At 43.5% G+C, this 19465-nt stretch carries 22 protein-coding genes and 1 pseudogene; 19 read left to right on the top strand and 4 right to left on the bottom strand.

All coding sequences use genetic code 11. From position 1 onward, the window contains the following. Positions 1–191 (top strand): hypothetical protein (locus BUA14_RS28275; protein WP_207649530.1); only part of this gene is annotated, 191 nt, incomplete at its 5' end. A 94-nt stretch (positions 192–285) separates the two neighbouring features. On the opposite strand, the gene istB is transcribed toward BUA14_RS28275, so the two are convergent. Then, positions 286–1032 (bottom strand): IS21-like element helper ATPase IstB, encoded by a 747-nt coding sequence (gene istB / locus BUA14_RS03205; protein ID WP_072771254.1) that lies wholly within the window; start codon positions 1030–1032, stop codon positions 286–288. Next, positions 1029–2507 (bottom strand): IS21 family transposase, encoded by a 1479-nt coding sequence (istA, locus tag BUA14_RS03200; RefSeq protein WP_072771710.1) that lies wholly within the window; start codon positions 2505–2507, stop codon positions 1029–1031. The genes istB and istA overlap by 4 nt, the downstream gene beginning before the upstream one ends. 51 nt (positions 2508–2558) lie before the next feature. Between istA and BUA14_RS03195 the strand changes: the two genes are divergently transcribed. The 9 genes and pseudogenes from BUA14_RS03195 (at position 2559) to BUA14_RS03155 (ending at position 10791) form a co-directional block, all read left to right on the top strand. Further along, the gene (locus BUA14_RS03195) at positions 2559–3503 is read left to right on the top strand and encodes a hypothetical protein (protein WP_143153417.1); all 945 of its coding nucleotides are present in this window, start codon (positions 2559–2561) and stop codon (positions 3501–3503) included. A 124-nt stretch (positions 3504–3627) separates the two neighbouring features. Continuing rightward, positions 3628–4482, top strand: coding sequence for an XAC2610-related protein (locus BUA14_RS03190; RefSeq protein WP_242954532.1), 855 nt, complete (start codon positions 3628–3630; stop codon positions 4480–4482). A 132-nt stretch (positions 4483–4614) separates the two neighbouring features. Next, on the top strand, positions 4615–5043 hold the full coding sequence (locus BUA14_RS03185) for a VOC family protein (protein ID WP_072771252.1): 429 nt from the start codon (positions 4615–4617) through the stop codon (positions 5041–5043). A 119-nt stretch (positions 5044–5162) separates the two neighbouring features. Further along, positions 5163–5651, top strand: coding sequence for an RNA polymerase sigma factor (locus BUA14_RS03180; protein ID WP_072771251.1), 489 nt, complete (start codon positions 5163–5165; stop codon positions 5649–5651). Further along, entirely contained in the window at positions 5644–6714 is a 1071-nt protein-coding gene (locus BUA14_RS03175) for a hypothetical protein (protein WP_072771250.1), read from the top strand. Before BUA14_RS03180 ends, BUA14_RS03175 begins: the two co-directional genes overlap by 8 nt. A gap of 270 nt (positions 6715–6984) precedes the next feature. Next, a complete protein-coding gene (locus BUA14_RS03170) occupies positions 6985–8598 on the top strand; it encodes a histidine kinase N-terminal 7TM domain-containing diguanylate cyclase (RefSeq protein ID WP_242954531.1) in 1614 nt (537 codons plus the stop codon). Between the two features lie 333 nt (positions 8599–8931). Continuing rightward, entirely contained in the window at positions 8932–9939 is a 1008-nt protein-coding gene (locus BUA14_RS03165; protein WP_072771248.1) for a serine hydrolase domain-containing protein, read from the top strand. Between the two features lie 52 nt (positions 9940–9991). Next, positions 9992–10270, top strand: a pseudogene (locus BUA14_RS03160) (TIGR04076 family protein); the annotation flags it as partial. A gap of 122 nt (positions 10271–10392) precedes the next feature. Next, entirely contained in the window at positions 10393–10791 is a 399-nt protein-coding gene (locus BUA14_RS03155; protein ID WP_207649529.1) for an SRPBCC domain-containing protein, read from the top strand. Between the two features lie 127 nt (positions 10792–10918). Here the strand turns inward: BUA14_RS03155 and BUA14_RS03150 are convergent, their stop codons facing one another. Together BUA14_RS03150 and BUA14_RS03145 are read right to left on the bottom strand one after the other, a co-directional pair. Further along, positions 10919–11386 (bottom strand): hypothetical protein, encoded by a 468-nt coding sequence (locus BUA14_RS03150; protein WP_072771246.1) that lies wholly within the window; start codon positions 11384–11386, stop codon positions 10919–10921. A gap of 32 nt (positions 11387–11418) precedes the next feature. Next, complete coding sequence (locus BUA14_RS03145; RefSeq protein ID WP_072771245.1) at positions 11419–11778, bottom strand: BlaI/MecI/CopY family transcriptional regulator; 360 nt, start codon at positions 11776–11778, stop codon at positions 11419–11421. A 123-nt stretch (positions 11779–11901) separates the two neighbouring features. Between BUA14_RS03145 and BUA14_RS03140 the strand changes: the two genes are divergently transcribed. The 9 genes from BUA14_RS03140 to BUA14_RS03100 all read left to right on the top strand — a co-directional run bounded on the left by BUA14_RS03140 (position 11902) and on the right by BUA14_RS03100 (position 19445). Continuing rightward, a complete protein-coding gene (locus tag BUA14_RS03140) occupies positions 11902–12420 on the top strand; it encodes a GNAT family N-acetyltransferase (protein ID WP_072771244.1) in 519 nt (172 codons plus the stop codon). Positions 12421–12474: 54 nt separating this feature from the next. Next, positions 12475–12786, top strand: coding sequence for a TIGR04076 family protein (locus BUA14_RS03135; protein WP_072771243.1), 312 nt, complete (start codon positions 12475–12477; stop codon positions 12784–12786). A gap of 61 nt (positions 12787–12847) precedes the next feature. Next, positions 12848–13099: a helix-turn-helix domain-containing protein gene (locus BUA14_RS03130; protein ID WP_072771242.1), complete on the top strand. Its 252-nt coding sequence runs from the start codon at positions 12848–12850 to the stop codon at positions 13097–13099. A gap of 210 nt (positions 13100–13309) precedes the next feature. Continuing rightward, positions 13310–14164: a DUF3102 domain-containing protein gene (locus tag BUA14_RS03125; RefSeq protein WP_072771241.1), complete on the top strand. Its 855-nt coding sequence runs from the start codon at positions 13310–13312 to the stop codon at positions 14162–14164. A 97-nt stretch (positions 14165–14261) separates the two neighbouring features. Then, positions 14262–14489, top strand: a complete 228-nt coding sequence (locus tag BUA14_RS03120) for a DUF1659 domain-containing protein (protein ID WP_005816046.1) — start codon at positions 14262–14264, stop codon at positions 14487–14489. A 52-nt stretch (positions 14490–14541) separates the two neighbouring features. Beyond that, the gene (locus BUA14_RS03115) at positions 14542–14781 is read left to right on the top strand and encodes a DUF2922 domain-containing protein (RefSeq protein ID WP_015944267.1); all 240 of its coding nucleotides are present in this window, start codon (positions 14542–14544) and stop codon (positions 14779–14781) included. A gap of 197 nt (positions 14782–14978) precedes the next feature. Continuing rightward, complete coding sequence (locus BUA14_RS03110) at positions 14979–17090, top strand: sigma-54-dependent Fis family transcriptional regulator (RefSeq protein WP_072771240.1); 2112 nt, start codon at positions 14979–14981, stop codon at positions 17088–17090. Between the two features lie 349 nt (positions 17091–17439). Next, on the top strand, positions 17440–18609 hold the full coding sequence (locus BUA14_RS03105; protein ID WP_072771708.1) for an acyl-CoA dehydrogenase: 1170 nt from the start codon (positions 17440–17442) through the stop codon (positions 18607–18609). Then, positions 18606–19445 (top strand): 3-hydroxybutyryl-CoA dehydrogenase, encoded by an 840-nt coding sequence (locus BUA14_RS03100; RefSeq protein WP_072771239.1) that lies wholly within the window; start codon positions 18606–18608, stop codon positions 19443–19445. The genes BUA14_RS03105 and BUA14_RS03100 overlap by 4 nt, the downstream gene beginning before the upstream one ends. Positions 19446–19465: the final 20 nt, after the last annotated feature.

Below are 19465 nucleotides of genomic sequence, written 5' to 3'. Positions count from 1 at the left end.
GCGCTGCCCTCAAACTCCCGAGGTTTATCCGCTTGAAGCTTACCGATGAACAAAAAACGGCGGAAGACATCTCCACCGTTCATCGTATAAGCTGCGACAGGCGTTGGGTCGCTCCTCAGCGTGGCCCTAGTTATGCCGCAATAATAGTATTGCCAATTATCTGGATGATTATTCCATTTACACTGAAATAGATTCACACCCCATGTTTAAGTTTTTGACAGTGAAAAAGTTTACCACTTAGCTTCTAAAGATAGGGAAATACTCTTGCAGGTATTTCCCTTGGCTCTAATTACTCGTGTTAGAATACTCGGCTCTATACGGATGATCAGAATTCATATTCAATACATGGGATCTGAACGTCAATCGGTCAATAAGAGCCGTAACCATGGTGGTGTTTTCAAACATGGTGACCCAATCAGAGAACTTTAGGTTGGTTGAGACGATCACACTCCGGCGTTCGGCTCTGTCCGCAATAACTTTGAACAATAATTCCGATTGATGCCGATTAAAGGTCAGGTAACTTAATTCATCAATAATTAACAGATCCGTCTTAGCAAGCTGCTTCTCAATCTTAAGGAGTTTTTTGTATTCCTGAGCTTCTATCAGTTCATTAGAAAGATTAGCTGCAGTATAAAACTTTACATTCATCCCTTGCATGCAAGCTTTGACACCAAGAGCTATACTCAGGTGAGATTTGCCTGTCCCGGGGTTTCCGATCATCACGACGTTCTGTCGTTTACTCACAAAGTCACAGCTTCCCAGTTCATGGATAAAGGCTTCGGTAAGATGTTCAAAGTAACTGCAGTCCAGCTCGTCAAGGGTCTTGATGTAAGGAAAATGAGCTGTTTTAATTTTTCGGCGATGGCTGCTTTCCATGCGAGAATCCAGTTCCATTTTCATAAGGGCGAGAAGAAATTCGTCATAGCTTTTGTTACTTCCCAGTTGACGGATAACATTCTCATAATGATTAAAGCTAGGTAGCCTTAATTGCTTGGCATAAAGTTCAATGGTCTGAGCCTGGATAGTGATCATTGGCTTGTTACCCCGTATCTTTCATCATACTTTCTTAAATCAGTCTGGGTAATACTAATCTCATTTTTAAGATAGATGATGGACGATTCAGCAGGTTCGCTTAGATAAGTTCTGACCATATCCACGGTAGGAACCATCTGACCAGGGATACGTTTTTTAATGGCCAGGATTCGATCTTCTCCATAATCTACACAGAGCCTCAGAAGCTTAACCATTTCTTTATTCCCACCCGGCAATTGACTCCCCCAAGTCAGAAGCTCTTGGGTCAGTGTCTCTTTAACCGGCTTAGCGTTTTGAACAGAACGAGGCTTCCTTTCTAAAAGATCGATGTAATGCTCTAAACAATATCGAGTGTTACCTGAGCCATACTGACGGGAGAAGGTGGCGATTTCTGTTCCTTCATGGAGAATGCGAAGGGTATTGGCGTATCCCTTAACGGTCACATTCTTTCGAAGATATCTTGTGGGAACGGAGTAGTTGTTTTTCTCATAGCGTACTGTGGAGAAATCGTCAACTTTGGCTAGCGCCGTTTTGCTCGTATCAAATCTGAATCGGGGTAGGGGATTTAAGAGATTCGCTTCTTCCTGGTACATTCGGTTTACAGGGTGAGTGCGGTGTTGTACCTTATGCTTCTCACGGTAATGGATACAGGCCTCCCGAAGCTTACGATTCAGTTGCTCAATATCTGCTACTCTGGGAACTGGGACGAGGAAGTTTCTTCTGGAATATCCGACAAGATTTTCAACCAGGCTTTTTTCATTACCCCTTGCAGGATTACAAAAGTCTAGGGAAAAGGCATAATGGGCGCTAAAGGAAAGGTATTTGTTCTGGGGTTTGGCATACATCCCAAAGCCCTCTTTTACAGCCACTTTGGCATTATCAAAGATGAGTCGTCTCGGAACTCCGCCAAAGAAATCGAACATAAGCTGTTGAGCCTCTAAGAAGGTTTCTTCATTGCTCGCTTTGTAGACCTGGACAAAGATGTCGCAACTGTAACATAATCGCCCACAAAAGGTATATAACTTGGTTTTCTGCCCATCTAAGTATACAGTAGCTTCGCCCCAGTCAATTTGTACCGCTTCTCCTGGCGCATAAGAAAGTGGGATGCTGCTTTGCGGGGGGACTGTCCTTTCGGCCTTTAGAAGTCTAACCGCTGTTCGTATGGAGGAGTAAGAGCCTTCAAAGCTCTCCTCAGCAACCAATCGGTCATAAATTCGTTTGGCTGTATGTTTTTGCTTTTTGAGATTCTCAGCTTCATCTTCTTTGAAGCAGCTAAGGATGAACGATTTGACATCATCATTGACGACTTCGGATTCTCGTTGGTAGGTTTTCCGCACTTCCGGATGGGTTGAACCTTCACAATACTTTTTAACGGTCTGTCTGGAAATACTAAGGCTTTTAGCAATTGAGCGAATGGATTCACCGTCGGTATATCGAATACGGATGGCTGAGTAGAGGTCCACTCCAATGATCACACCTTTCATTCCTCCTTGCAAACTATTAGATACTATTTTACAAGGATTCTTATGTTAGGTGGTAAACTAATCCATTGTCAAAAGGCCTTGGAGTGGTACACTTTTACATTATCATTTACATTCTATCATCGGATGAGCGCTTTTCATGAATTAGCTTTATATCAATTTATAGACTATATGGCAGATTTAAGGGAAGAGGATATGGAGAAATTTGACTCATTCTATTTTGATAAAAAATGCCGTTCCTTAATCAGTGCAGCAGCTAAGTTAGATTGCCAGGAAGATAATTCATTTTCATTAGATAAGCAGGAAGCATTTTATTATGATGTATTTAGCTATCCGGATATATTCTTTACTGATTTGGATTTTCAAATAATCCCGCAAATATACAACAGAAGAGTCCTCGGGGATACGTCATTAGAACATAGGATGGGTATTAATATTGATTTTTACTTTGAGATTATGCCTATGGATATTCAGCATCAATATAGTACAAATCATTTGACATTAACAGGTGAGGTATCTGGCATGTTGAGTTATATTGAGGATAGAATGCATTCCGGCAATCTATATAAGCTATTTTGGGAAAACAGGAAACCAGTTAGAGAAGATCGAATACAAACAATTATGGAAAATATTATGGATGCGTATTTTTATAATCAGGAAATTGAAATAACAAGAGAAGCCTTATTGGGCAACGGTCAAGTAGACTTTAAATTGTATCGAAATAAGCATGAAGATGAGAAGATATTGATTGAAATAAAGAAAGCAAACAGCCCGTCATACTTAAAAAAAGGGTATGAAAAACAATTAACTGAGTATATGCTGTCAAGCAAATATAAGAACGCTTTTTATCTAGTTGCCTGCTTTACTGATGAAGAGTATGAGAGAGTATTACGATTTATCAGAGGACATATTTATACAGATACTGTCCAACTGTATATCAATATTTCTATCTTAGATTTACGTATACGTAAATCCGCCTCGGCTTCTTGATATTCCCCCGGGATGAAGTTCTACCTCGTTTGGCGTTCTATCTTAGCGAGATTAATGCCTGCACTCTTTTAGGGAAGGTAACGGTAGAGTGTTGCGGATTATTTACATAGTGAAGGGTGATAGGGTGAAAAAAAGCATCTATGTTTTGACTTTGCTTATATTCTTTTTGGGTATAAGTGGCTGTAATATTCCTCCGGTGGGTGACATGAAAAGTATAGCCAGTGCTTCAGGTGTCAAGGAAAGCAATATGGATACGCCTGACTCCTCGTCGGGACTACATACGTATGAAATTCAGGACCGTTTGCATGAGAGTATGCCTGAATATCGTTTTGTGGCGACAGGGGTGGTGCAGGGAGAGGATGAATGGATGTACGGTTTTGTTATGGGCCTTAATGTTTATGACAATAACGGCGAATCCATTCTATCGGCGGATTTTTCGGAGATTTTGGATGGCGAGGTAAGCGGTTACCACGTCTACAATGGAATGATGGACACAATGGGGCTTCACATTACAGATGCGAATTTCGACGGATATAAGGATGTGATTATACTGAACTCTTTCGGGGGCGCGCACAGCAATACGTGGTATGATTGTTGGCTGTGGGATCCGAAAACATCATCGTTTGCAGCGTCAAAATCATTTGCCGAAATTTGCAATCCCGCACTTGATGTCCAGAAAAAGTGTATTTACTCAGCCGGAGGCTCAGGCGCAGCATATTGGGGTGGCAGTATTTATAAATTTATCGATGGTGAATATGTCCTTACGAATGAATTGGATACCGATTGGTACGGGTTAGTGGAAAGGGAGCTTGTAAACGGGAAAATGGAGATTGTCCGTGAAGTCTCCTATCGTGAAGATAATCAAATTCTTGAAAGAGAGCAGAAATACTATAGAGACAATGATCTGTGGCAATTAGACCGCCCTCATTGGTATTGGTCCGGCGGTCACCATGCCGACCAATGGCTGGGTGGAGAATAAGCACAATGCGCAACAGTCAAATTCCAATTTTATCGCCTATTTGGCCGGCATCCTTTGACCTAACTGTTATTGCATCACGCAGGCAAATAGAAGTTGAAGTGTAGATTATTATATTAGGGAGGTATTAGCGTTATGGATAATGAAGAATTGAAAATCAAAATGTACTCATTTACAGTGGATTGCAAAGACCCCCATGAATTAGCAAAATTTTATGGGGCGTTGCTCAAGTGGGAAATAATGTTTATCGATGAAGAGTGGGCATGTGTATACGCTCCAGGAACCAATCAGGGAGCATATCCTGGTATATTGTTTCAACGGAATCCTGAGTATAAACCGCCTGTGTGGCCGGAAAAGCCTGAAGCTCAACAGCAAATGGCACATATAGACTTCGCCGTTAATGATTTAGAAAAAGCAGTTCAATATGCAATCCAGTGTGGAGCAACAATCGCAGCTGAGCAATTTTCTAATAATTGGAGAGTTATGTTTGACCCTGCCGGACACCCTTTTTGCTTATGTGAAATGAAATCAATGATCGAGAGTACCCATTTTGCGTTGTTATAGAAACAAGTTTACAATACAGTCTGCTTTTAGCGTGCTCATGAGCACGCTAAATTTTTTTCAATTTCATTGTAGCTTTTTGCATATATCGAAAGTGTTAGTAGTGAAGGGAGGCTTATGAAGTGGAAAAACAATCATTGTGTGCGGACGATTGCGAAGAAAAAATTATTAAGCAGTATTCTGAGCTGGTATACCGCCTCGCTTTTGCTCGCATGGGAACACGGCACGATGCAGATGAAATTTTCCAAGAGGTGTTCCTTCGCTTTATCAGAAAAAAGCCTGTGTTTCATGAGGAAGAACATCGTAAGGCGTGGTTCATACGAGTAACCATAAACTGCTCCAAAAGCTTTTGGCGCAGCTCGTGGTTCAAAAATGTTCAGCCAATCGACGATGATATTGCATTTGAAACAAAAGAAGCTATGGACTTATACTATGAGCTGCAAAAGTTGCCGCCCAAATATAGAGGAGTTATCTACTTGTTCTATTATGAGGATATGTCCATTGAAGAAATAGGCAAAGCATTGAACAGGAAAAACTCTACGGTTCGCACTCAGCTTACAAGAGCAAGAGCGGCATTAAAAGCAGTTATTAAGGAGGACGATTATGTTTAGAGAAAATTATAAAAACCTCTTTAGCCAAATTAAACCGGATGAAATTCTAGTTGATTCAGCAATTCAAACAACTCGCAATAAAGCACGTAGCCGTCAAAAGCCGCTTAGCTCATTGCGCAAGCCGGCAGCGGCTCTTGTATCAATCTGCCTTTGTCTTTCACTGGCAATGCCCGTGTTAGCTGCCAATGTTGAGCCCGTATATCAGCTGATGTATTTGGTTTCCCCACAGGTTGCACAGTTGTTTATGACTGTACAAAAATCTGATGAAGATAATGGAATTAAAATGGATGTAGTTTCAGCATACATTCATGACAACATAGCCGAGGTGTATATTACCATGCAGGATTTGACAGAGCAAAATCGTGTTGACGAAACCATCGATTTGTTCGATAGCTATTCGATAAACCGTCCCTTTGCCAGTGCTGCACACTGTGAGCGTGTAGGCTATGATGCCGGCACAAAAACAGCAACCTTTTTAATTACGATTGAAGAATGGGGCAACCAAAATATTGTTGGCGATAAAATAACCTTTTCTGTGCGTGAATTTTTAAGTCATAAGAAAAATTATAAGGACATCTTGGTGCCGATTGCTCTTTCCGACGTTGATGTCGCTGAAAGTACACAAATAGTTTCATCTAATGGCGGAGGCGGGTTAGATTATAAAAAGTTTGTGGGCGGTGATCAAAAACCTATTGCACTTACGCCATCAGCCCCTATGAGCGAATTTTCAATAGATGGCATTAGTCTAAGCGGCATAGGTTATATTGAGGGTAAACTTCATATTCAAACAGCCGTAAAAGAACCATCGGACAACGACAATCACGGTTTTTTCTATTTAAAAGATGGCAACGGAAATAGAGTTGATCACAATTATAGCTTCGCTTTTTCCAATCAATATGAACAACCAGGACGCATTGAATATGACAATTACGTTTTTGATATTCCCCAAGATGAAATCGGGGGCTATACCTTGTATGGCGACTTTGTTACTTCTGGCTTGAAAGTCGAAGGTAGTTGGCGGGTCACCTTTCCCCTTGAAAGTATTAAGGATCAAGCTAAATGAGCATATAGGGACAGCATCTCCAAGCGGGGATGCTTTTTTGGGGAATATCTCAGTCAAGTGAGATGACGAATCGGGTAGGAGGCTAATCATTAGTTGGTTACCTCTTACCCGATTTCAAATCCGCAAGGTTTCGAAACTGTGCCCCTTGCTTGCGGAGCCAAGCAGTTTATTCCGGCGCCAGAGGGCCATTTTAACATTGAACACTTGATAGCCCTATGTTAGACTGAAAAAAATGATACAAAGTGTCATTCCGGATCATCTATGAGGAGGATGTATACTTTGGACAATGTCAGTATCATTAATATGCTGCTGGTTTTATCCACCTTGGTGATATTATATTTTTGGTTGTTAATCGCCAAAAGAAGGCGGAAAAAGCAAATTCATTATGCTGTTTTAAGTATGACGGCCAGCATTCTCCTATGGAATATGGCGGTATTATTGTATATGACGTTTGACAATGTTCCATGGATACTGGCAATTTGCGAGCGGCTGTACTTTTTGGGTACGATTCTTGTATCAATTTCCATATTATTTACCGGGTTAATATTTGCCCGAACCAAAATAAAATTCACATGGAAGCATGGGCTGCTGTTTGTTGTTCCTGTCATCTCTATTGGGGTGCTGCTTACCAATCAGAGTCATCACTTGTTTTATACTGTCTTTAGCCTGATACCCTCCAAGCAAAATTTTGGTATCTATTTTACGATACATACGATATATTCCTATTTGTGTATAGGGATTGGCTTGGCCTATCTTGTGATTTTTTCCATAAAGAACTATGGCGTTTTCTCCAAACAATCCTCGTTAATATGTATTGGCATTATGATTGCGCTGATCATGGACGCGATCAGCACATTTAAGATCTTTGATTGGTCAACGGCAATCGAAAATATTGCCTTTGCCGTGACGATCAGCTTTTTTGTCATAGCCACGGTTAAGTTTGATTTCCTGAACGTAATACCCATCGCCTTGCAAACGGTTGTTGATTTGATTTCTGACAGCTACGTGGTGATTGATGAGGATTTGGAAATCATTGATTACAACCAAGCTTTTGTAAGCGATTTTAGCGGGGTATCCAGGAAAGTCGACATTATGGCAATAATCAAAAAGAATTATAGTGATCTCGATGTTAAGAGGTTCAAAGGCTTTCTGGACGAAGCTATTCGTGAGCAAAAAAAAGTGAGCTTTGAAATCTCCAAGCCCAGGGATGAAGCTATTGTCTATTATAGGGTGGAGATCACACCCATTTATGTCAGCGGCAATCCCATAGGAACTATCATTTTAAAAAAGAATATTACTGAGCATAAAAATAATCTGAAGGAGGTTATGCAGCTCAATGAGAGGCTGCAGAGTCTGGCAACCCGGGATTGGCTGACCCAGTCTTATAATAGATATTTCTTTGATGAAAGATTGCAGCAGGAGATTGATCTCGTAAACAGGCTGCAGGCATACGGCCTGGAATCAGAAAAAAGTGTCAATAATTTTGGGTTGATCATGTTTGATATAGACTATTTTAAAAACTATAATGATAATAATGGGCATCTGGCGGGGGATGAGCTTTTACAGACAATCGTTACGGTTGTTAAAGGGGTATTATATCCGACTGATATATTATGCAGATACGGTGGAGAAGAGTTTGCCGTTATTTGCTGCCATACCTCAGAGAAAGGGTTTGAAATAGCTGCGGAAAAGATCAGAAAGGCTGTGGAGGATTATGATTTCAGGTTTCAGGATAAACAGCCGGGTGGCAACCTGACAGTCAGCATTGGCGCAGCATACTGTTCAACCCCTAACGTTAATAAAAAGGATTTAATAACAAGATCTGATAATTATCTGTATTTAGCCAAAAGCACCGGAAGGAATAAGGTTGTTCTTAGTGAGTAAACATATGTATGGCTTTAGAAAATGCCTGAGCGATGCCCATTAGTACGGGATGTAACGTTAAGGGCTAAAGGCTATCGCTGCCTGATCGTGGAAAGCTATCTTGTTCTTTTGGTTATCAGGGGTGATACAGTTCAAATCCGCCGGATTATCTATGGCAAGGGAAACTATGAAGGATTGATAAATTAAATTGAGTGAAGCAGGAACAGACGTGGTCCTGCTTTATTTTCAAAATGAGCGGCTTGAGTGGAGTTTTCTTGCCACCTTTTTATGTGGAAAAGTGTGCTATGATAGACTTATCGACTACTGAAATTTCTGATGGTGGAGAAGTAGACTATGGATATTAACCGTATCAAACATATTTTGATCGATCAAAGCTTTCGGGGCTGCATCCAAATTTCAAATAATAAACAAATTATATTTGGAGAGGCATATGGCTACTCGGATTTTCCAAATCGAATTCCCAATACGCTTGAAACAAAATTTGCGACTGCTTCCGCAGGAAAGGTTTTTGTCGCCGTTTCAATACTCCAGCTGATTGAAAGCGGAAAATTGCGCCTTCAAGATACACTCGGCGACATTCTTCCCTTGGATTGGCATAAGATTGATACAAACATTACTATTGAGCAATTGCTTATGCACACATCCGGTATTCCAGATTACTTCGACGAAAGTGTAATGAGCGAGTACGGGGATTTGTGGAAAGACTTTCCCAATTACAGAATTCGAACGAATTCGGATGTGTTGCCGCTGTTTCTTGACAAACCAATGATGTATCCTCGCGGCACAAAGTTTCAATACAATAATACAGGATTTGTCGTGCTGGCAATGATGATTGAAGCTGTGACCAATAAACCGTTTGACAGCTACCTTCATCTGAATGTCTTTAACCCTTGCGCAATGGATTCTACCGGCTATTATGAGCTGGATTCTCTTCCCGCAAAGTGCGCCAATAACTACATTTTTGATGGAGAAAAGAACCGATTCCGTACCAATATATACAGCGTAGATGTTAAAGGGACCGGTGCAGGTGGCGCGTTTACAACAGTAGGTGATATCGGAAGATTCTGGGATGGGCTTTTGTCGTATAAGCTGATGACCCGGAAAACAACTCTGGAAATGTTATGCTGCCATAATGGGAATAAAGAAGCAGGATACTATGGTTATGGAATCTGGTTGGAACCGAGGGGGAACAACGGTCATAGCCCATATTTTCAAGGCCGCGATCCTGGTGTGAGCTTTATTTCTGCCTATGAACCAAGTGCAAATGTTGTGATTACGCTGGTGAGCAATTACGGAGATAATGTCTGGAAGCTGCTGAGAAACATTCGACAGCTATGCTAAATTATGCTCTAACCCAGGTACCCATCCTGACCTGATGACAACGTAAAGCGTTAAGGGGTTATCGGCATGTCCGATGCATGAAACGGGACAAGTTTTTTATGCTGATTATGCAAAGCCAGCTGATTTCTGTGACGAAGCCTGGAAGGTGATCTATCAATATGTTTTCGCATTGGCCCATGGGGCTGGGAGCGATGTATTCTATTACGGGGACTGGATACGTCAACCAGGTGTGGCAATTTGCAGCTGTAACGACGGGCTAAGACCAGTTATTTTTAAGCTGGAAGCGACGGATGAAGAATCACATATAGAATACGAACCGATTAAGCGGTGAACCTCCCAAGAAGGATAGGCTGATGAAGTTTTTTCATAACTAATGTGCAATCTATGCAATCTATATAATATACTTCAGTTTAAAATAATAAATCAAATGATATTTTCCTTTTGGAGGGATACATGATGGATCATCTGGAAGCAAATAGCTTTATTATGATTGATGGAGATATTGAGGCAGTGTGGGATGCTCTCACAAATGAGGATAAACTTGCGAAATGGTATGCACCGGGCTCACCTTGGAAAATTCCTAAGCTACAGGCCGGTGAAAAAATGCTTTTTACATTAATGCCTAATGTTCATAATAATCTCAAAGAGAAGCTTCCGATGTCTCTAACAATAGAAAAAGTTGCTCATTGCCGAGAGTTTTCGTTTAAAATGGATTCACACGAAATGCTCATCTCTTTTGTTTTAGAAAAGGAGAAACACGGCGTTAAAGTTTCAACGAATATGGAAGGATATGATATGTCATTAGCTAATCTGAAGGCCTTAGTTGAAGGCAAGGAAATTCCTTATAGCTAAAATTTGTCTTTCTTCTCGTAAAAAGGTGATTATAGTCACAAACATTCCCTACTTTGAGGGCTCTGACCAAACATATTGAGTATAACAGGAGCAATTCAAAATCCAATTTGGCGTTAGGATAAAAGATTTAGCTGTCTCCTTCATGCTCTTGATTTGGCGATCCCTTAAGCGAAGCAGGGGATTCTCCCTTCTTATCCATGGAAATGATCATCGTGTAGCCGAAGAGTATGCCGCAGATGATTACGCCGTGTTTTTCATAAATCCAAGGGCTTAATATCAAGGACGGATATTTCCCCAGAGATGAAAAAAATATAAACTGAGAAAACGTAAAGAACAGGGCCGGAAGCCCGACAATGAGCAATCTCTCCCATTGGATTCTCCATTTCCCGGGTTTCTTATATCTGCGGATAAATTCCGGAAGCCCAAGCATCAAGCCGATTAATACTGACAGAGCGATGTTAAAAGTCCATGCGGGATACGGATTATAGTCTTTACTGATGAAAGACTTCAGTTCGAAGCTATAGGTTATTCCCAACCGGATAAGGATAATAAAAGAGAGCGCATAGAGTAAATAAAACAAAACTCTCTTTCCCATAGGTCCTCCTTTCAAGGGGCATTCATTTTGCCTCATTCCAGAGTGCTGACGATTTGTTTCAGGCGCTTGATTTCCTCCCCGGTCAGGCACTTTCTGTTCAGGAGAGAGGTGAAAAGCAAATCCGCAGAACCATCAAAGATCTTGTTAATCAGTTCTGTCGTTTCCTGCTCCTGAACCTGTTCCTTGGGGATTAAGGCGTGGCAGAGAAAGTTTGGTTCCCTGCGTTCTATGGCGCCTTTGGCGATGCATCGTTTGATAAGGGTATAGGTGGTATTCATGTTCCAGCCCACCCGCTCTTTGAGAATGTCCGAAATCTGTTTGGCGGTCAGATCACCTTCTTTCCAAAGAACATCCATGACCTTGAGTTCTGAGTCAAAGAGTTTGATTTCCATGTCAGCAATCTCCTAACTACTGCAGTAGTTTATGTTGTCGCCCTAATACTACCGCAGTAGTTTGGTACTGTCAACTGAAATGCTCATTTATAGAAATAGAATCTATATTAGGTGGGGTTAGCCATGTCTATAGAAACAGAAAGATTAATTCTGAGGAAACCGGTGATAGAAGATTTTGCTGGATATTGGCTGATGAAAAACGATCCTATGGCGACGATGTATACAGGTGGCATTACTCCTTACACCTATGAAGAAAGATATAAGATATTTCAAGAGGAGTGGGTGGATTCCGGCCAAAACTCTGAATTTACTGTTATAGAAAAAGAGAGCACTATGTATATCGGGTATTGTGGAATTAGGTATTGTGATGTTATGGGTGAAAATGAGTTATTATATGGGCTGTGCCCGAATTCATGGAACAAGGGTTACGGTTATGAGGCGGCAAAAGCCGTATTGGATTATGGTTTTTCCGTACTGAAATTAGCATGTATAGCCGCAGCCGTTAACCCCCAAAATAGTTACTCAGAAAAAATTTTAGCTAAACTGGGGATGAATTATGCCGGTGAGCTGGCAATGCCTGGCATGGAAAAGCTTCAAAAATATGTGTTGGATGTTGAGCAATATAACCAGCGAAGAGTATAAGGATGTGACATAAGGGCAGGAACAGCATGCTCTTAGGGCAAAAGGAGAGTACGTGTGAAAAAAGTAAAGATTTCAGTTATAAGAAAAGAGTTTTATCCTGAATTTGCTGATGAATATCTGACAGATGGTGCCGAGGTAGGACCGTGTTTGCTTTTAAATGTAGGTGATGAATTCATCTATGATGGAGGTGCTGAAATGCCTCTGAATTTTTGCCCCTGGGCCTGGATTGATATTTATCGCGGCGTAAACGCGTTGTCAGCGGGTGCTTCTTATGTTCCTTGGAATAAAAAAGATGGTCTGCAGATATTATGCTGCACAGATGGTATCCGCCCTGTTATTTTTAAGGTTGAATCACTTGATGATTGATTGAGTCGGCTTATGTATATCGGCTACATTGCACGATAAACTTTTATTGAGGTGATTGCATATGGCCAGAAGTACAAAAATTGCCCTTGAAAACAGAGATAAATATATAGCTCTTGAATTGAATATTGCCTATTATCGCAAGAGGGAGGGCATGACTCAAGATCAACTTGCGGAAAAGGCCGGGATGAGCCGTTCTTATCTTGGCGAGATAGAAGCTCCCAATATGATAACAACGATGTCATTGGAAGTATTGTTCAATATTGCGAACGTGCTGCGCATAAAGCCATCTAAGTTGCTTGAATTTAGGGACTAAGGCCACTGGGGCAATTGATGGTGGCGGGAGGAATCGGAATGGCTTCGGGATGATTCTGAAAAGCTGAATATCGTGGCGACCTCTAATTTGCTTTTTAAGCCGTTGTCAGCTGTTGTCTGCTGACAACGGCTTTTTGTGTACAAATCCTCACGTTTATAAACTTGGCCACATAGTTTATAGAAAAGCATCAAAAAGGGATGGGTAAACAAAATGAATCTGATCGCTACCGAACGCACGACCTCAACTATCGCTGCGGAAATCTTGATTATAAGACAACAGACATGCAAAGTTCTGCTGATCAGCGCTGTGGAGATCGGCAAGCGCCTGAAGGAAGCCAAAGCTTTGCTGCCTCATGGGGAATGGCTGAACTGGCTGGCGGAGTCGGTGAGCTATTCCCGAAGCACAGCCGGGAATCTTACGCGTCTGTATGAGGAATATGGACCTAAGCTGCTCACCTCAGACAATGGGGATGCAAATTACCAACCGGTTGGTAATTTGACTTATACTCAGGCCCTTATCCTGCTGGGACTTCCAGAAGAGGAGCGGGAGCAATTTATGGCGGAGCATGATGTGGCCGGCATGAGCAAAGTGGAACTTCAGCAGGCTGTCCAGGAAAGAGATCAGGCCCGGGAGGAAAGGGACCGGGCTATCGGGGAAAAGTCTGAGCTCGAAAAAGAAGTGGCGGACAAAGACAGCAGGATCACCGAATTAACCACCCGGAATGCCGGCCTGGAGCAGGAAGTATCGGACTACAAGCAAAAAGATGAGGCCCGCCCGGAAAAAGCCGCCCCGCAGCCAAAGGAGCCGGTCCAGGCCAAAGAAGAGAGTCCCTCTGCCCGGAAAATTACCGATGTCCAATTCACCATTCACCGGGACAATATGCTCAACGCCTACGAAGGGCTTCTGAAGACCCTTGCCGGTTTAGCGGACACCGATCCCCAACTGAAGGAAGAATACCGGGAGACGGCCTATAAGATGATGGAAAATATGACCAAGAGGCTGAAGGTGTATCCGCCTGCCATCACTACCAATTTAAAAATAAAGAAAATTACCACCACTTTATGAGGACCTTGGGAACCATTGGATAATCCAGTGCATAGACTGGAAGGGACAGGCGAAACAAGCTCCTGTCGTCAATACGACAAGAAAGGGGGTGAGGAGGATGGCAGTTCTTGCCATTCCCCTGACGTCAACTCTGACTGTGAAATGTGAGACCGGGATCACGCCTTCCGGCAGTCCGGTGATTAGGAAAAAAAGTATCCCCGGATTGAAGTCTACGGTTACGGATGAGGATCTCCACGAAATCGCCACGGCGTTGTTCAGTTTAGTGGCGGATCAGGTAGTGGATATCACCGTAAGCAGGAACTCACAGCTCCTTGAAGAGGAGTAAGGGCCCTGGGAAAGGGTACCTGGGGAGGGATTTCAGGAAGGGGGTGAATAGATTGCCAATTTCTACGAACCGTATAATAAAATTATCTTTCCGGACCAGCGGGGGTAAAGCGGCGGGTATTACGCTCTCCAACCCTAAGCAGGGTCTGACAAAAGAAGTAGTGCAGGACGTAATGAATACTATCCTGGCGAAAAACGCTTTTATCACGGCCAGCGGAGAGCTGGTTGGAATAAAAGATATAAAGATAACCGATACGGTGACGGAGGATTTATACGATCCTCTCGAGCCGTAGCGGAACAAGCCAGGTGAAGGGAGAATAGAAGAATTTCCGCTGCCGTGGGCGGCAGCGGGATTCTTCTTTCCCATTTCCAATAATTAATTTAAGGAAAAGCAGGATTTAGCGATCGAATACAGAAAATTAGGAATAATATATAATTTGTATGATAACTCTTTCTAAATATTACAGAAGGTTAGTGAGATGAGACAAACATGAATGGCTTTATTTCGAGTGGCCTTTCTTTGCTGGACAGCCAGGAATTGATTCTCTCCTCCCTTTATCTTGATGAAGAGACCGTATTGGCTGATGCTCTGCAGATCATTTTAAAAGAGGAACGAACTCATCTGCCGGTAGTAAGCAAAGAGAAAAGATTTCTGGGTGTTTTAGGGACTGCCGATATTATGGAAAGTTTAACCCAGGGGAAGTTTGATCCCAGGGCGCCGATTTCATCCTATATACGGCCGGTAGAGTGGCTGCTTCCGGAGGAGAACAGCCTGCTTTTTAATTTCAATGTCCTGATTACCGAAGGATGGCCCACCGCCTTTGTGGTTGACAGCAAAGGTGAGTATCAAGGGGAATTCAAATTTCATGATAATCTGTTCCTGTTGTACCAGCTGCTGAACGACCTGGATTTCTATATCAGCCAAACCATCGAAGCTGTTCATAATGCCGTGGTGGCTATTGATGCCCAGGGGCGCATCGTTTTCTTTAACCCTTCTGCGGAAAAATTGCTGGGCTTTCATGCTGAAGAAGTCCTCGGCAAACCGATCAAAAACTTTTTTCCGGACTCCTTAACCTTTAAAGCGCTGGCAACAGGTGAAGAACTGCGGGGCATCCCCATGAGCTACGGTGAGCTTAACACCAAGGCAGACTTCCTGCCCATCATCCTGGGGCACAAGGTTCTGGGCGCAGTAGCCGTGTTTAAAGATATTACCGAACTGGAAGAGGTAAGCCATCGTCTGAATTCCAACGAAAAGCTGATGGCCACACTGGAGGCGGTGGTCGAGAATTCTTATGAAGGCATGGTCGTCATCGATGATCAAGAGAATATTGTCCTGATGAACCAATTCTTTTTGGATGTCATCGGGGTTAAAGTGCAGGATGTGATCGGCAAAAAGATTAATGATATCAGCCCTAATTCCAGTCTGCCCCAGACCTTGAAATCAGGGAAGGCCCAATTCGGCGAGACCTGGCATCTTAAGGGGCGTGATTTTATCATCATGCGGGTCCCCATTGAACGGGAAGGTAAAGTCGTGGGGGCCTTGGCCAAGACTCTTTTCAAAAACATGGAAATCGCCAAAATGTTTGCCAAAAAAGTCATGCGCCTGGAAGAGAACCTTGCGTACTATAAAGAAGAGTTGGGCAAATTCCATTCCTCCCAATTCGTTTTTGATGATATTATCGGGGAAAGTCCCAGAATGAAGAAAGCCAAATCTTTAGCGCATCGCGCCTCTCAAACAACCTCGACGATTCTGATCCTGGGTGAAAGCGGTACAGGGAAAGAAGTCTTTTCCCATGCTATTCATAAATCAAGTATCCGCAGCAATGGACCTTATATCAAAGTGAATTGTGCGGCATTGCCGGAAGACCTCCTGGAATCAGAACTTTTTGGCTATGAGGAGGGTGCGTTTACGGGGGCCCGCAAAGGCGGCAAACCCGGTAAATTTGAACTTGCGGACAAAGGGACGATCTTTCTTGATGAGATCGGCGATATGTCTATGGGTATGCAGGCCAAACTGCTGCGGGTGCTGCAGGAACGTGAGCTTGAGCGTTTGGGAGGGACAGAACCCATCAAAGTCGATGTGCGGATTATTGCAGCCACGAACAGGGATCTGCACAAGATGGTGATGGAGCATAAATTCCGCCTTGATCTTTATTACCGTCTCAATGTTCTGACCATCGATCTGCCCCCTTTAAGAGAACGCAAAGAGGACATCGGCTTTATTGCCAGAGGACTTATTGAAAAAATCAATAAGCGACTGGGTACGGACATCCAGGGGGTGAGACCGGAAAGCATTACCCACTTATGTGCTTATGACTGGCCGGGCAATATTCGTGAACTGGAGAATATCCTGGAACGGGCCATCGTCATTTGTGATGAAGCCTGGATTTTGCCTAAGCATTTGGCTCTGCCGGGAGTCATGGAAACCATAACCCTAGGTGGGGAACAAACCCTGGAATATGCTTTACAAGCCGCAGAACGTGAGATTCTTGATAAGACTCTCCGCCGCGTTCAGGGCAACAAGGTACAGGCTGCCCGAATCCTGGGCATTCACCGCTCCGTGCTCTATAAAAAGCTGGCTAAGTACAATATTCAAGGGTAATTGACAGATGTCTCGATTTTGAGTCACTGTAGTTTTTGGGAGACAGTGTCCTTTTTAATAGACATAGGGAGTGAAAAGGTTGGAATTCCAGCCTTTTTTTAATTTCTCGCTGATTTAAAGACAAAATGTTGTCCGCTTTTAAAGACATATGAACTTTGCGTTCACATGTACAAATAGATGAAATATTTTAAAAATTTCGAAAATATCTCAATGAATTCAAGCCTTTCCGGAGATGAGGATTAAAACTTGACGCACATTGGCACGTTATTTGCATTATAAACAGATAATTTATAATATTCCCATAGTTGTGCAGCTGCCCAAAGAGACTGCCGGCAAGGAGGTCACTTCATTGAACTTTAATCTTACCGAAGATCAAAAGATGATGCGAAAAATGGTCAGAGATTTTGTGGAAGAAGAGGTCATTCCCCAAGCGGCTCACACCGATGAGACCCATGAGTTTCCTTTGGCCCTGGTACATAAGATGAGAGAACTGGGACTGCTGGGGATCCCTATTCCGGAGGAGTATGGAGGGGCCGGCTCCGATTTTACCTCCTACACCTTAGCCCTTGAGGAAATTGCCCGGGGCTGTGCCTCCACGGCCGTCATTATGGCTGTTCACACCACCCTTGGCACCTTTCCGATTTATTATTTTGGCAATGAAGAACAAAAACAAAAGTATTTGCCGAAGCTCGCCAAAGGAGAGATGCTGGGAGCCTTTGCCCTCACGGAACCGAACTCCGGGTCCGATGCCTCCAGTTTAGTCACAACCGCCAAGCGCCGCGGTGACCACTATGTGATCAACGGCAGCAAACGCTTCATTTCCAACACCGGCTATGCCGGAATCTATACAGTTCTGGCTTCCACCGACCGCACGAAGGGTTCCCGGGGAATTACGGCCTTTCTTGTCGATGCCGATACTCCCGGTCTTATCATCGGCAAAAAGGAAAAGAAAATGGGACTCCACGGTTCATCGACCCGTGAGTTGATTTTTGAGGATATGGTGGTTCCTGTCGAGAACCGATTGGGAGAAGAGGGGCAAGGGTTTAAAATTGCCATGGCCTTGCTTGACGATGGCCGCATCGGGATTGGGGCCCAGGCCGTAGGAATTGCTCAGGCGGCTTTTGCGGCTGCCTTGGCCTATGCTCAGGAGAGGGTTCAATTCAAGCAGGAGATTATGAATTTCCAAGGCATCCAATTCATGCTTGCGGATATGGCCGCTCAACTGGAAGCAGCTCGTTTATTGGTCTATCAGGCGGCAGTCAGGCGGGTGGAGGGGGTGCCCTATAGTAAAGAGGCTTCCATGGCCAAATTATTTGCCAGTGAAATGGCGGTCAAAGTAACCAATGATGCCATGCAGATCTTCGGGGGCTATGGCTACACCCGGGAGTATCCCATCGAACGCTATCTGCGGGATGCCAAAATCACCCAAATCTATGAAGGCACCAACCAGATTCAGCGGATTGTTATTGCTAAACATTTAAGAAATAAAAATTATGACATGGAGAGGAGAACGTTATGAAAACGATTATGGTCATCGGAGCGGGGCAAATGGGCTCCGGAATTGCCCAAGTAGCGGCTCAGGCAGGGTACACGGTCATCTTAAATGATATCAAGGAGGAATATGTAGCCCGTGGTCTGAAAGGGATTGAAAAAAATCTGGACCGCAGTGTGGAAAAAGGCAAACTCTCTGCGGAAGAAAAGGCTGGCATCCTCGGACAGCTTCAAGCCAGTGTTTCTCTTCAGGATGCGGCTCTGGCTGATTTAGTCATCGAAGCGGCAGTTGAAAACATGGCGATTAAACATGACATTTTCCAAACCTTGGATAGGGTTTGCCCTGAACATACGATTCTAGCTTCCAATACGTCCTCATTGCCGATTACGGAAATCGGCGCCTGCACCAAGCGCCCGGACAAAGTGATCGGGATGCATTTTATGAATCCGGTCCCGGTGATGAAGCTTGTGGAGATTATTCGCGGCCTGGCAACCAGTGATGAAGTGTATACCGAGATTGAGAACCTGAGTGTGGCTATGGGGAAAACCCCGGTGGAGGTCAATGATGCCCCGGGATTTGTCGCCAACCGGATTCTGATTCCGATGATTAACGAAGCCATATGGACCCTTAACGAGGGCATTGCCAAACCGGAAGCTATCGACAATGTCATGAAGCTGGGAGCCAATCATCCGATGGGTCCCTTGGCCCTGGCGGATCTGATCGGTTTGGATACGGTTCTGGCCATTTGTGATGTACTCCATGAAGGACTTGGCGATAAATATCGGCCCTGCCCCCTGTTGAGAAAATATGTCAAGGCAGGCTGGCTGGGCAGAAAAACGGGCAGAGGTTTCTACACTTATTAAGGTTTCTACACCTATTCAAT

The organism is Desulfitobacterium chlororespirans DSM 11544, from assembly GCF_900143285.1.
GTDB lineage: Bacteria > Bacillota > Desulfitobacteriia > Desulfitobacteriales > Desulfitobacteriaceae > Desulfitobacterium > Desulfitobacterium chlororespirans.
Note: the sequence above shows the minus strand (reverse complement) of the source record. Positions and strands in the feature narration are given on the sequence as shown.